This is a genomic window from Streptomyces sp. NPDC004542, assembly GCF_040610035.1.
Classification (GTDB): domain Bacteria; phylum Actinomycetota; class Actinomycetes; order Streptomycetales; family Streptomycetaceae; genus Streptomyces.
Window position 1 is genome coordinate 1 of the sequence record NZ_JBEXLP010000138.1, and the last position, 13,308, is coordinate 13,308.

General features: G+C 71.2%; 13 protein-coding genes and 2 pseudogenes. 11 read left to right on the forward strand and 4 right to left on the reverse strand.

What is annotated here, in order from left to right; genetic code table 11:
• Positions 1-99: 99 nt before the first annotated feature.
• The 3 genes and pseudogenes from ABZX30_RS36265 to ABZX30_RS36275 form a co-directional block, all read left to right on the forward strand.
• Positions 100-963: pseudogene (locus ABZX30_RS36265) on the forward strand (FUSC family protein); the annotation flags it as partial.
• Complete coding sequence (locus ABZX30_RS36270; RefSeq protein WP_355942160.1) at positions 960-1,508, forward strand: MarR family transcriptional regulator; 549 nt, start codon at positions 960-962, stop codon at positions 1,506-1,508. The pseudogene ABZX30_RS36265 and the gene ABZX30_RS36270, both read left to right, overlap by 4 nt.
• A 104-nt stretch (positions 1,509-1,612) precedes the next feature.
• Complete coding sequence (locus ABZX30_RS36275) at positions 1,613-4,189, forward strand: cellulosome protein (RefSeq protein ID WP_355942163.1); 2,577 nt, start codon at positions 1,613-1,615, stop codon at positions 4,187-4,189.
• A 42-nt stretch (positions 4,190-4,231) separates the two neighbouring features.
• Here ABZX30_RS36275 and ABZX30_RS36280 read toward each other — a convergent pair whose 3' ends face one another.
• Positions 4,232-4,624 (reverse strand): VOC family protein, encoded by a 393-nt coding sequence (locus ABZX30_RS36280; RefSeq protein WP_355942166.1) that lies wholly within the window; start codon positions 4,622-4,624, stop codon positions 4,232-4,234.
• Positions 4,625-4,694: 70 nt separating this feature from the next.
• Here ABZX30_RS36280 and ABZX30_RS36285 point away from each other — a divergent pair, with 70 nt between their 5' ends.
• Positions 4,695-5,234, forward strand: a complete 540-nt coding sequence (locus tag ABZX30_RS36285; RefSeq protein ID WP_355942168.1) for a GNAT family N-acetyltransferase — start codon at positions 4,695-4,697, stop codon at positions 5,232-5,234.
• Between the two features lie 17 nt (positions 5,235-5,251).
• Here the strand turns inward: ABZX30_RS36285 and ABZX30_RS36290 are convergent, their stop codons facing one another.
• A complete protein-coding gene (locus tag ABZX30_RS36290) occupies positions 5,252-5,971 on the reverse strand; it encodes a glycerophosphodiester phosphodiesterase family protein (protein ID WP_355942171.1) in 720 nt (239 codons plus the stop codon).
• Positions 5,972-6,337: 366 nt separating this feature from the next.
• Between ABZX30_RS36290 and ABZX30_RS36295 the strand changes: the two genes are divergently transcribed.
• The 4 genes from ABZX30_RS36295 to ABZX30_RS36310 all read left to right on the forward strand — a co-directional run bounded on the left by ABZX30_RS36295 (position 6,338) and on the right by ABZX30_RS36310 (position 10,244).
• Positions 6,338-7,735 (forward strand): DUF6421 family protein, encoded by a 1,398-nt coding sequence (locus ABZX30_RS36295; RefSeq protein WP_355942174.1) that lies wholly within the window; start codon positions 6,338-6,340, stop codon positions 7,733-7,735.
• 35 nt (positions 7,736-7,770) lie between these two features.
• A complete protein-coding gene (locus tag ABZX30_RS36300) occupies positions 7,771-8,517 on the forward strand; it encodes an SDR family oxidoreductase (RefSeq protein ID WP_355942177.1) in 747 nt (248 codons plus the stop codon).
• Positions 8,514-9,584, forward strand: a complete 1,071-nt coding sequence (locus tag ABZX30_RS36305) for a low specificity L-threonine aldolase (protein WP_355942180.1) — start codon at positions 8,514-8,516, stop codon at positions 9,582-9,584. Before ABZX30_RS36300 ends, ABZX30_RS36305 begins: the two co-directional genes overlap by 4 nt.
• Positions 9,585-9,671: 87 nt before the next feature.
• On the forward strand, positions 9,672-10,244 hold the full coding sequence (locus ABZX30_RS36310) for a transglutaminase domain-containing protein (protein WP_355942183.1): 573 nt from the start codon (positions 9,672-9,674) through the stop codon (positions 10,242-10,244).
• Between the two features lie 38 nt (positions 10,245-10,282).
• Here the strand turns inward: ABZX30_RS36310 and ABZX30_RS36315 are convergent, their stop codons facing one another.
• Positions 10,283-11,011 carry a lysophospholipid acyltransferase family protein gene (locus ABZX30_RS36315; RefSeq protein ID WP_355942186.1) on the reverse strand — a complete coding sequence of 243 codons (729 nt, stop codon included), beginning with the start codon at positions 11,009-11,011 and terminating at the stop codon, positions 10,283-10,285.
• Between the two features lie 195 nt (positions 11,012-11,206).
• Positions 11,207-11,623, reverse strand: a complete 417-nt coding sequence (locus ABZX30_RS36320; RefSeq protein ID WP_355942189.1) for a DUF4395 domain-containing protein — start codon at positions 11,621-11,623, stop codon at positions 11,207-11,209.
• Between the two features lie 76 nt (positions 11,624-11,699).
• Between ABZX30_RS36320 and ABZX30_RS36325 the strand changes: the two genes are divergently transcribed.
• The 3 genes and pseudogenes from ABZX30_RS36325 to ABZX30_RS36335 form a co-directional block, all read left to right on the forward strand.
• A complete protein-coding gene (locus ABZX30_RS36325; RefSeq protein WP_355942194.1) occupies positions 11,700-12,113 on the forward strand; it encodes a thioredoxin family protein in 414 nt (137 codons plus the stop codon).
• 207 nt (positions 12,114-12,320) lie between these two features.
• Positions 12,321-12,830, forward strand: a complete 510-nt coding sequence (locus ABZX30_RS36330; RefSeq protein ID WP_355942192.1) for a flavin reductase family protein — start codon at positions 12,321-12,323, stop codon at positions 12,828-12,830.
• Positions 12,831-13,049: 219 nt separating this feature from the next.
• Positions 13,050-13,308 (forward strand): annotated as a pseudogene (locus ABZX30_RS36335) (electron transfer flavoprotein subunit beta); the annotation flags it as partial.

The following is a 13,308-nucleotide window of genomic DNA, read 5'->3' on the forward strand; positions in this document are numbered from 1 at the left end:
CCTCGCCGGCCGCGTCGTGCGGGGCCGCATCGACGCCGTCTACCGGCGCGACGACGGCGCCGGTACGACGTACGAGATCGTCGACTGGAAGACCGCACCGGCCGCGTCCCGCGGACCGGTGTCCCGGACGCCGCCGGTGCCGACGAACTGCTCGGCGTGGACGCCGAGCGCGCCGCCCCGCACCCCGCTTGGTGGCGCGCCCTCGGGTCGCTCGCCCCGATAGCCGCCCGCACCGCCATCGGCTGCGCTCTCGCCGGATACGCCTCCCTCGTCCTCGGCATCGGCCGGCCCTACTGGGCCGTCGTCACCGCCGCCTCCCTCTACCAGGCCAACGTCACCCTCACCTGGAGCCGGGGCGTGCAGCGCGTCGTCGGCAACCTGGCCGGCGTCCTGCTCTTCGCCGCACTCGTCCCGCTGGCCCACCTGCATCCCGCGGCCCTGGTGCTGTGCTGCCTCGCCCTCAATTTCGGAGCCGAGGCGCTGATCGGCCGCAACTACTGGCTCGGCAACGTCTGCGTCACCCCGATGGCGCTGCTCATCACGGAATTCGCCCGCACGCAGGACTCCTCCGCACTGATCACCGAGCGGATCGTGGACACCCTGGTCGGCGCGCTCGTCGGTTTCGCCGCCGCCGTCGCCGTCACCAACCGGCGGGCCGGCGACCGCCTCGAACACGCCCTGAACGCGGCCGAGCGGGCCCGCGAGCGCGCCGCCCGCCTGGTCGCGGAGCCCCGCCCGGAGCCCCGCGCCCTCGAAGCGGCCCGCCGTTCGCTGGCCGCCGCCCTGGTCGAACTGCGCGCCACGGCCGACGCCGCGTCCGGTGAGTGGTGGCAACGCGCCCTGCCCGAGGAGCGGGTGGTGCTCGCGGAACAGTCCGGACACCGTACGCTCGCCGCGACGGTACGACGCCAGGGGCTGCACCCCCCGGCCGGGACGAGGACCACGGAGGACGTACGGCCATGACGGGGACGAACGGACGACCGACGGCCGACGGCGACGCGGCGAGGGGCGACACGGTCGCCGCGGTCGTCCGGCAGTGGCAGGCCGTCCACCCGGAGCTGGACACCGGACCCATGGAGGTCATCGGCCGCATCAACCGCTGCGCCGCCCTCCTGCAACAGGCCGAGGACGCCCCACTGCGCCGGGCCGGGCTCAGTCGCCCCGAGTTCGACCTGCTGGGCGCCCTGCGCCGCACCGGCCACGAGCTGACCCCCAGCGAGCTGGCCCGCGAGACCTTCTCCTCCGGCGCGGCCGTCACCAAGCGCCTCAAGCAGCTCACCGGGCGCGGCCTGGTCGAGCGCCGCGGCGACACCCGGGACCGCCGGGTCGCCCACCTGCGCCTCACCGACGCGGGCCGCGCCCTCGTGGACGGCGTCCTCCCCGAGCAGCTGGCCTACGAGACGGCCGTGCTGTCCGTGCTCGCCCCGGAAGACCAGGGCGAACTGGCCGGCCTGCTCGCCGAGCTGCTGACCCGGCTGGAGGGACGGATGGGCGCGCTGCGCGCGTGAGAAGCGGCCGTCGCGACCGTTGACGCCTACCGGAGGTGATCCCTACGGTCAATCCCGTTCGGTTCGCCGACTCACGTACGAAATCGCGAACAAGGGATGGTGTCGTGACCGACGCAGCCTCCGCCGCCCAGACGCTCACCGTCGATCTCGGCACCGACACCGGCCCCGTCCACGGCGGGGCGAGCGGCACGCTGTACGGGCTCTACGGCGACGGCGTGCCCAGCCGCAACGTCGTCGAGGGCATGTACGTGCGTACGGTCTCCACCAAGGCCCAGGACGGCACCCAGCACCCGGGCGCCGACGCCCTGGAGATCCTCCCCTCCTTCGTCGAGGCGGGCGGCCGGGACGTGTACATCTACATGACCGACATCTACCGAGGCTTCCCCTACCGGTGGCCCGGCGCCACGGGCGCGGAACGGCTCGGCGACTTCAGGGCCCGGGTCCGCCACCAGGTCGAGCAAGTGCGCACGCTCGGTCCCCTCGCGTCCCATGTCGTGTACGTGCCCTTCAACGAGCCCGAGGGCAACATGTTCGGCACGGGGGAGTGGAGCTACGACACCGTCTCCTGGCGGGACGACCCCACCCGCTGGTTCGCCGCCTGGCGGGACCTCTGCGGGCTCATCCGGGAACTCCACCCCGGCGCGCGCATCGCGGGCCCCAACACCTGCCTCCTGTACCCGGAGGTCCGCGGCTTCCTGGAGTTCGCCCGCGACCACGGTGTCCTGCCCGACGTGGTCACCTGGCACGAGCTGTCGTCACCGGACGAGATCCGCCGGAACGTCGCCGAGTACCGCCGCACGGAGCGGGAACTGGGGATCGGCCCGCTGCCGGTCAACATCAACGAGTACGCGCACAACTACCACCTGTCCGTGCCCGGCCAGATGATCCAGTGGATCGCCGCTCTGGAGGAGTGCAAGGTCGACGCCGACCTGGCGTACTGGAACATCGACGGCAACCTCAACGACTCCGCGGTGGAGGCCAACAAGGGCAACGGCCAGTGGTGGCTGTTCAACGCCTACGGACAGCTCACCGGCAGCACGGTCCGGGTCACCGCGCCGAGGCCCGACGCGCGGTACACCCTCCAGGGCGTCGCCGCCCTCGACCGGGCCAAGCGCCAGGCACGGGTGCTCTTCGGCGGCGGCAGCGGTGGTGCCGGCCTCGTCTTCGGGGGCGTCGACCCGGAGGTGTTCGGCACCGTCGTGCACGTACGGCTGCAGGAGATCCCGTGGACGGGCCAACTGGGCGCCTCGGCCCAGCCGCTGATCCTCGCCGACCTGGAACTGCCCGTCGTGGACGGCAAGGTGACGGTGAGCCTGCCCGGCCTGGAGGAGATGTCCGCCTACCAGGCGGTCATGTCGCCGGGCGGCAACGGTGCCGCCGCGGCGGCACCCTCGGCCGGCTGGCGGCGGACGTACGAGGCCGAGGACGCGGCGCACAGCGGTGCCGGCCACGTGGTGCACGGGCCCGAGGGATCCCCGGCCGAGGTGGAGAAGTTCGCCACCTCCGGCGGCCACCACGTCGGCGGCCTGCGCACCGGTTCCGACCTGGTCCTCGCCTTCGACGTCGAGGTCCCGCGCGACGGGACGTACGACGTCTCGGTCCTCGCCAACTCCCACAACCTCGCCGAAGGCGTGCGCGAGCAGGGCCCCACCAACGTCTTCCTGCGCGTCGACGGCGGACGACCCCAGGAACTGCGGCTGCCCCTCGGCTACAAGTGGGCGGTCTGGGGCCGCACCGACACCCGGGTGGAGCTGACCGCGGGCCGCCACACGCTCACCCTGGCCGCCCGTGACGCCGACCTCGGCGTCACCCGCGGCGACGCGGTCGTCGACCGGCTCGACCTCGCCCTGCGCGACGAGCACGTGACCGCGCCCGCCCTCTACGACGCCGAGTACGCCGCGCTCGGGAACGGGGCGTGGGTGACCTACGCCCACCGCGGTTCCTCCGGACCCGGCGCGGTCGTCCTGCCGCGCGGGGGCACCGCCACCTTCTGGGTGCACGCGCCCGCCGACGGCGAGGCGAGCGTCACCGTCGGCCTCATCGGACCGGGCGAGGGCCTGCTCACCGTCAACGGCGAGGAACTCGGGCCCGTCGAACGCGACTCCGTACCCCTCTTCCTGGCCGGCGGCATCAACAAGATCACGGTCACCGGGGCGTCGGACCGGCTCGTCCTGGACCGGCTGCTGGCCGGACCGTCCCGCGGCCTGCTGCCGACCTCCACGCACCAGGCGGAGGACGGGCTCCTGACCGGCCGGGCGCACGTCACCGGTGCCCAGACCTTCGCCACCGGCGGCAAGGCGGTGGCCGGCATCGGAGCCGGACCGGCGAACTCGCTCACCCTGACCGTGCCGGCCGAGCGGGCCGGACGGCACGCGCTGACCATCCGCTACTCCAACGGCGAACAGGCGCCCGCCACCCACTACAACCCCGATCCGCTCTGCCGCCACGCCGACGTCTCCGTCAACGGAGCCGCCCCGCATCGGGTGCTGTTCCCGACCACCTTCCACTTCAACAACTTCTTCGAGCTCTCCGTCCCCGTCACCCTGCGCCGGGGCGCCAACACGGTCGCCTTCACCGCCGACGAGCTCCCCGACTTCGACGGCACCGGCCGCAACGCCCACGGTCAGCGCTCCGCGTACGCCCCGGTCATCGACCGGGTGAGGGTGACACCGCTGAGCTGACGGGACCGCGGGGGCCGGCCGGCCCGCCGGACCTCCGGGCCGTCAGATTCCCGGCCGGTACCGCATCGGGTGATCGGCCGGTACCTCCACCAGCACGATGGGCACCCCGTCGGGATCCGCGATCCACATCTCCACCAGCCCCCAGGGCTCCTTCACCGGTGGCCGGACGATCCCGACGCCGCGGGCGCGGAGTTCCTCGTGGGCTTCGGAGAGGTCCGGGACCTGCAGCCACAGCCGCACGGCCGGCGACGGCGGGGTCTCGGACCGCCCGGAGACCTCGAGGAAGCCGCCACCGAGGAAGTAGACGGTGCCCCGGTCCGGCCCCGTGCCGAACTCGCGGCAGACGGGGAGCCCGAGCCGCTCGCCGTAGAAGAACCGGGAGCGTTCGGGGTCGGTCGGGCGCAGGAGTGTCCGGCTGCTGAGTACGTGCACCATGCACCCGGAGGGTAGTGGCAGGGTTAGTCTCGTCCTGCCCTGCCGCGCCAGAGATCGGAGACGTTTCGCCATGGACACCGCCGCCGCCGGACTGACCTTCCGTGACGCCACCGACGCCGATGTGGACGCGCTGGTAGCGCTGATCGAGTCGGCCTACCGGGGCGACGACAGCCGAGCCGGGTGGACCACCGAGGCGGACATCCTGGAGGGTCAGCGGACGGACCAGGAGGGCGTGCTGGCGGTCGTCAAGTCACCGGACAGCCGGCTGCTGACGGTCGAGCGGGACGGCCGGATCGTCGCCTGCTGCCAGCTCGAGCACCGCGGTGACCACGCCTACTTCGGCATGTTCGCGGTCAGCCCCGTCCTCCAGGGCGCCGGCCTCGGCAAGCTGATCATCGCCGAGGCGGAGCGGCAGGTCCGCGCGAGCTGGGGGGCCACGGAGATGCACATGACGGTGATCTCCGTACGCGACGACCTGATCGCCTGGTACGAACGCCGCGGCTACCGCCGTACGGGCCGGATGACGCCCTTCCCGTACGGCGACGAGCGCTTCGGCATCCCGCAGCGCGCCGACCTGCAGTTCGAGCTGCTGGTCAAGCCACTCGCATGATCGCCGCGACGCGGCCGTCACGCGGTGAAGCGGCCCGTGCGCTTGATCTCGGGGTGGTCGGTGGTCGCCCCGTCCAGGCCGAGGGCCCGCACGAGCCGCAGGTGGTCCTGGGTGTTGACCACCCAGCCGATGATCCTCAGGTCCGCCTTGCGGGCGTGCTCGACGATCTCCAGGGTGAGCCGGCGGATGTTGAGGCAGACGGTGGCGGCACCGGCCGCCACGGCCCGCTCCACCACGTCGGTGCCGATGGGGGTCCCCCCGCCCGAGCCCGTTCGAAAGGGGGGGAGGCTGGCGATGAGCGCCGTCCGGACACCGGGGACCAGGCGGGCGATCTCCACGATCGCCTCGTCGTGGAAGGAGGACACCTCCACCCGGGAGACCAGATCCCGCCGGTGCATCACCTCGGCCAGCGCCCGGGCCGCGGCGACGTCCTTGATCTCGGCCTGAAGCGGTGCCTTCACGGCGTCCAGGACTTCCTCGAACACCGGTACCCGTTCGCCCAGGCCCGCGTCCAGGGCGCGCAGCTCGGCGAGTGTCTTCTCGGCGATCGGGCCGGTGCCGTCGGTCGTGCGGTCCACATCCGCGTCGTGCATGACGACCAGGGCGCCGTCCTTGCTCAGGTGCAGATCGAGTTCGATCAGGTCGAGGCCGGCCTGCTGGGCGGCGACGAAGGAACGGAGGGTGTTCTCGGGCTCCACACCCATGATCCCGCGGTGACCGATGGTAAGGAAGTTCAAGGTTCAACTCGCTTCCGTCGACGGCGGCTCGGCGCGCGCGCGGACCGGACGGACGTCGCCGTCCACGCGGCAGGCTCGCAGCCTAATGGCCGGGTCACGGGTTGAACCCGCACGTACACGCGCGTTCGGGGTGACGGCCGGTCCTGTTGCTTGACCGGCTGGATCCCCGCGACCGGGCCTCCTGCCCCCAGCCGCCTTTCTCATGCCTTCACCCGAAGCGGAAGTGTGCGTCTGGATGATGCCGGACAGGAAAAAGAGCGGTGACCATGGGGTGATGCAGGACAATTTCCGGAGCCCCCTCTTGCTGGGAGAAACGCCGTATGCGTACGGTGTCCTTACGTGAGGTTCTCCCGTGGAGGATGGGACATGACGGAAATTCTTGTGCAGGTGGGTTCGCAGGAGCAGGTTCCTCCTGCGGTCAGGGTGGTCGAACACCCTGCATGGCCTGCGCTCAAGGATGCCGTGGAGCAGATCCGGCCAGGGCAGTCCAAGGACGGATCGATCGACTTCGACGCCGAGGGCGCCCCGGGACCGGCCGAGGTCGCCGCCGCCGTCCGCCGGGTGACCGACGCCGTCCTGGAGCTTTCCCCGCTGCTGCCGCACGACGCCGCCTACCACGAGGCCCTCGTGGCCGACCTGCGCCGCTGGGCCGACACCGGCTTCCAGGTGCCGGACTTCCTGGACTCGCTGCTCGCCTTCCAGCCCGCCGCGCACCGCGCCGACGGCCTGCAGCACCTGGTGGTCTTCCCGATGTACACGCAGAACGGCAACCCCGACCGCAACCTCGAGGCGGTCGTGCTGCGCATGGTCTGGCCGGACTGGCTGGCCGAACTGGAGCGCACCCGCTACGACAACCCGCTGTTCTGCGGCATCACCTTCGAGGACTTCACGGCCGGGTACGACACCAACTCCGCCGTTCTGTTCCCCGAGACGATCGCCGTGCGCGAGGCGCCGGAACGATTCTCCTGGGGTGGCATCTTCTGCGACCGCGAGGCCGCCCGCTTCCGCCGGGTCACCGAGGCCGCCGTCGACATCCTGGGCCTGGAGCTGCCCGAGGACATCGCCGCGATGGTCCACGACCAGAAGCGCTGCGAGGAGGCCTTCGTGCTGTGGGACATGGTCCACGACCGCACCCACAGCCACGGCGACCTGCCGTTCGACCCATTCATGATCAAGCAGCGCCAGCCGTTCTGGATGTACGGCCTGGAGGAGCTGCGCTGCGACCTCACCGCCTTCAAGGAGGCCGTGAAGCTCCAGGCGGACGGCGTTCCGCAGGCCCGTGACGTGCAGTACGCCGTGCTGTTCGACCGGATGTTCCGCTTCCCGGTCACCGGCGAGCGCGTCCGCAACTACGACGGCCTCGGCGGCCAGCTGCTCTTCGCCTACCTGCACCAGCACGACGTCGTCCGCTGGACCGACAACCGGCTCTCCATCGACTGGGAGCGCGCGCCGCAGGTCACCAACCAGCTGTGCGCCGAGATCGAGAAGCTGTACAAGGACGGCATCGACCGTCCGAAGCTCGTGCACTGGTTCGCCGGGTACGAGCTGGTCTCCACCTACCTCGCCCCGCACCCGGGCTCGAAGTGGGCCAAGGGCCCGGACGCCCTCGACCTCACGCAGCCGCCGCGCAAGCTGGTGGATGACGTGCTTCCGGACGAGTTTCCGCTGAGCATGTTCTATGAGGCACTGTCCAAGAAGCTCAAGAACGTGATCGCCTCCACCAAGGGCATCACGGCGGACGGCGCCGAGCGGGTCGCCGCGTGAGCGACCGCAGGAACACCGCTCAGCAGGAGGCGAAAATGGGGAACGGGGCTCTCGACGGTGCGGTGATCGCGGTCGCCGGCGCGGGTGGACCCGCCGGCCGGGCGACGTTGCGCAGGCTGGCCGAGGCGGGCGCGACCGTCATCGGCGCGGACAACGACCCGGAGCGGCTGTCGGAGGCCGTGGACGCGGCCCGCTACGCCGCCGGCGGCGCCACCGTCACCGGGGACACGGTGGACCTGCTCGATCTGCAGTCCACCCGCGACTGGGCCACGCACATCGAGAAGGACTTCGGCCGCATCGACGGTCTCGTCCACCTCGTCGGCGGCTGGCGCGGCAGCGAGACCTTCACCAAGACCAGCCTCGACGACTGGGACTTCCTGGAGCTGCTGCTCGTCAAGACCGTGCAGCACACCTCCCTCGCCTTCCACGAGGCGCTGCAGCGCAGCGAGCGCGGCCGGTACCTGCTGATCAGCGCCGCGGGCGCCAGCAAGCCCACGGCCGGCAACGCCGCCTACTCCGCGGCCAAGGCCGCCGCCGAGGCCTGGACGCTGGCCCTCGCCGACTACTTCCGCAAGGCCGGGGGCGCCGGGGGGCCGACCTCGGCGGCTGCCATCCTGGTGGTGAAGGCGCTGGTGCACGACGCCATGCGCGCCGAACGCCCCAACGCGAAGTTCGCGGGCTTCACCGACGTCAAGGACCTGGCCGAGGCCATCACCGAGGTCTGGAGCAAGCCCGCCGCCGAAGTGAACGGACACCGCCTGTGGCTGACCGAGAAGCCGTGAACCCCCCGAAGACCGACGCCCGTCGCCATCACGACGCGCAGGTCCGCGGTTTCGCCAGTGACAACTACGCGGGCGTGCACCCCGAGGTGCTCGCCGCCATCGCCCTGGCCAACGGCGGCCACCAGGTCGCGTACGGCGAGGACGACTACACCGAGCACCTCCAGCGGATCATCCGCAGCCACTTCGGTGCCACGGCGGAGGCGTTCCCGGTCTTCAACGGCACCGGCGCGAACGTCGTCGCGCTCCAGGCGGTCACCGACCGCTGGGGCGCGGTGATCTGCGCCGAGTCCGCGCACATCCACGTCGACGAGGGCGGCGCCCCCGAGCGGATGGCCGGCCTCAAGCTGCTCACCGTGCCCACCCCGGACGGCAAGCTCACCTGCGAGCTGATCGACCGTCAGGCGTACGGCTGGGAGGACGAGCACCGGGCCATGCCACAGGTGGTGTCGATCGCCCAGAGCACGGAGCTGGGCACCGTGTACACGCCGGACGAGATCCGCGCGATCTGCGAGCACGCCCACGCGCTCGGCATGAGGGTGCACCTGGACGGCTCCCGGCTGGCCAACGCGGCCGCCTCCCTGGACGTTCCGATGCGGGCGTTCACCAACGCGGCCGGGGTCGACATCCTCTCGCTGGGCGGGACGAAGAACGGCGCGCTGTTCGGCGAGGCGGTCGTGGTCGTCAACCAGGACGCCGTCCGCCGGATGAAGCACATCCGCAAGATGTCCATGCAGCTCGCCTCGAAGATGCGCTTCGTGTCGGTGCAGTTCGAGGCCCTGCTCGCCAGGGATCTGTGGCTGCGCAACGCCCGCCACGCCAACGAGATGGCCGAGCGGCTGGCGGAGGGCGTGCGGGCGGTGCACGGGGTGGAGCTGATCCATCCCGTCCAGGCCAACGGGGTCTTCGCCCGGCTCCCGCACGATGTGAGCGAGCGTCTGCAGAAGCGGTTCCGGTTCTACTTCTGGGACGAGGCCGCGGGCGTCGTCCGGTGGATGTGCTCCTTCGACACCACCGAGGAGGACGTGGACGCGTTCGTGGCGGCGGTCAAGGAGGAGATGGCGCGCTGAGCGCCCGGCCGCCGAATTATGCATAGGTATGCGGTCACCTGAAAAGTCATTGACTCTCGGGTGATCGCGTTCCTATGCTCTGCGGGCATGGAGCTGATCCAGGAGACCCCTGACCTGTCCGCCTATCTGGCTGTCGACGAGGTCATCGACCACCAGCACCCGCTGGTCCGGGAGACGGCCGCGCGTCTCGCGAAGGATGCCGATGACTCGTATGTCTATGCGCGCCTCGCCTTCGAGTTCGTGCGCGATACCATCCCGCACTCGCAGGACTCCGGCGACCCGCGCGTCACCTGGCGCGCCTCGGACGTACTGGAGCAGGGCACCGGCATCTGCTACGCCAAGGCCCACGCGCTGGCCGCGCTGCTCCGGGCCGAGGACATCCCGACCGCGCTCTGCTACCAGAAGTTCGACGTGGTGCACGGCCTGGTCGCCGTGCGCTTCAACGGCGCCTGGCACCGGCAGGACCCGCGCGGCAACAAACCGGGTGTCGACGCGCGGTTCTCCCTGCGCGGGGAGCGGCTGGCCTTCGAGCCCGACCCCGGTTCCGGCGAGCTGGACTACCCGGTCCTGTACGCCGCCCCGCACCCGGCGGTGCTGCATGCCCTGAGGGCCGCCCCCGACCGCCCCCACCTGTGGCGCACCCTGCCCCCGGCACTGTGAACCGCCGCCCACCCCGGTGCGGGCGGCAGCGCGGAGGGTCAGTGTGACTCAGCGGCCTTGAGCTGCTCCTGCGTCGGGGCCGTGCCGCCCAGGTGGGCGGGCAGCCACCAGGAGTCCTCCGGGCCCTTGGGCCGGCCCGGGTAGGCGCGCTGGGCCGAGTCCAGGAGCTCCTGGACACGTTCGCGCAGCCGGCGGGTGATGGCGCCCGCGTACTGCTCGCGGGAGGCCTCGACCGCCTCGCCGACGCGGATGGTGACCGGGGTGTGGCTGCGCTTGAAGTTGCGCGGATGCCCCTTGGTCCACAGCCGCTGCGTGCCCCACAGTGCCATCGGGACCAGCGGCACGCCCGCCTCCTGGGCCAGGCGCGCGGCACCGGACTTGAAGCTCTTCAGCGTGAAGGACTGCGAGATGGTGGCCTCCGGGAAGACCCCGATGACCTCACCCGACCTCAACGAGTCCAGCGCGTGCGCGTACGCCGCCTCGCCCTGGTTGCGGTCCACCGGAATGTGCTTCATGCCGCGCATCAGCGGGCCGGAGATCTTGTGGCGGAAGACGGACTCCTTCGCCATGAAACGCACCAGCCGCTTCTGGGGGAGCGCCGCCAGGCCGCTGAAGATGAAGTCCAGGTAACTGATGTGGTTGCTGACCAGGACCGCGCCGCCCGAGCGCGGGATGTTCTCCGAACCCTTGCAGTCGATCTTCAGGTCCCAGGCCTTGAACATCGTCAGGGCGAGACCGATGACGGGACGGTAGACCAGCTCTGCCATGGGCGGGGCGGACCCTTTCTGCTCGGCCTGGGAAAGGGATCCCGGCGTGAAGTTACGCAGCCGTAGGTTTACGGCTCTCGCAGATCGTGCCCGAAGAACGGGCGGGGAGCCAGTCCTGGCGCCCCGCCACGGCGAGATCCTCGTCACGTCGGCCTATTCTCCACCTCGGCCTTTTAAGATCCTTTTACTGTCCGGTCACTGCGTACGCACCGTCGCCCGCCGGACGAGCAGGAACAACTCGCAGCCCAGGCAGTATCCGAACGCCGCGTTCAGGAAGGCGGCGGCGAGCGCCGCCCCCGTCGCCGCGAGCCCCAGCCACCCGGGCCCGAGCGCGTACCCGGCCAGGCCGAGCCCGGCGAAGACGAGCCCCACCGCCTGCGCGAACCGCGGCGGTTGCGGCGCCTCGAACTCGGTCGGCGGGCCGAGCCGCGGGCGCACCGCCTTCCGGAACAGCCAGCCGTACGGTGACCGGCCCACGCCTCCTGCCGTACCCAGCGCGAACGCCAGGGTCTGCCAGGCCAGCAGCCACACGCTCCCGGTGAGCAGCACCACCGCCAGCACGATGGCCGTCACGGCCGCCCCGAAGCGCGGCCCCCTCACGTCAATGTCCATGAATCAAGCATTCCGGATGAGAGGTCCCCAGGGGGAGGTGGGAATCTTTGCAGTCTCGTGAATGCTGGTACGCATGATGACCGGAGTGATGGTGTGCGTGGCGGTGCTCGTCGTGGCGAGCGCCTACGGAGTGCTGCACAAGCGGCGGAGCGGGAGAGTGCGGGTGCGCGGGCGGGACGACGGCAAGCGGTTCGGGGCGGCCGAGCTGGGCGGCGAACTCGGTGAGCGGGCCACGCTCGTGCAGTTCTCCAGCGCCTTCTGCGCCCCCTGCCGGGCGACCCGGCGGGTGCTCGGTGAGGTCGCCGGGATGGTCCCCGGCGTGACCCACGTCGAGATCGACGCCGAGGCCCACCTCGGCCTCGTACGCGAACTCCAGATCCTCAAGACCCCCACCGTGCTGGTCCTCGACGCCCAGGGGAGGGTGGTGCGGCGCGCCACCGGCCAGCCGCGCAAGGCCGATGTCATCGCGGCGCTCGGGGAGGCGGTGTGACGGCGTGCCGGTGACGGTGGGGCGGCTTTCGGATCGCGGAACGTACTTGACTGAGCGCACCACCTATCGTCAGCCTGACCCCATGCCTTCCGAACTCCTTCTCTTCGGACGGGTCCACGTCGACCTGGCCCGTACCGCGAGCGCGCGCTGTCCCGGCTGTTGAGCAGCGACGGACACCCACGCCAACTCCCGTAGAAGGACAGTTCCATGACGGCCACGCCCGATCTCGGCACCTTTCGGCTCGCCTCCCCCGACCTCCTGCGCTCCGCCTTCCGCCGGCATGCCGCGGGGGTCGCGGTGATCACCGCCCGCGGGGAGGCCGGCCCGGTCGGTTTCACCGCCACCTCCCTCACCTCGGTCTGCGCCGAGCCCCCGCTGCTCTCCTTCGGCATCAGCACCGGTTCCTCGAGCTGGTCCGCGATGGCGCAGTCCGACCACGTGGGTGTCCACATACTCGGCGAACACCAGCAGGAGCTCGCCGCCACCTTCGCCCGCAGCGGCGCCGACCGCTTCGGCCCCGACACGGCGTGGCGCGACGGCCCGGAAGGCGTTCCGGTGCTGGACGAGGTGCTGGTCTGGCTGGTCTGCCGGGTCGTCGGGCGGGTCCCTGCCGGGGACCACCGCATCGTGCTCGCCGAAGTCGTCCTCGGTGACCCCTCCGGTACCGGGCGCCCCCTGCTCTACCACCAGGGCCGCTTCGGCGGCCTGCGGGATTGATCACGCCCCGCTTCCCCCTGCGACGCGGTCGGATTCCGGTTACGCTGCGTTGCGAAGGTCACAGTTCAAAGCGCTTGCTTAGCGGGCATCAACTGGGTGTACTGGCGAGTAATATTTCGTTCGGAGCGCGCGGTCGCCCCGACCGGGATCGGCCGCTTGAGGCGCCTATGCTGCCTGCAAGAGGCAGACCGGAAATGACGATGCAGTAGGAGAGCCGGCGTGAGCTTGAGGATCGTTGTCACTGTGAAGTACGTGCCCGACGCCACTGGCGACCGGCACTTCGCCGATGACCTGACCGTCGACCGGGACGACGTGGACGGTCTGCTCTCCGAGCTGGACGAATACGCGGTCGAGCAGGCCCTCCAGATCGCCGAGAACGCGGACGACGCCGAGGTCACCGTGCTGACCGTCGGCCCGGAGGACGCCAAGGACGCGCTGCGCAAGGCGCTGTCCATGGGTGCCGACAAGGCGGTCCACG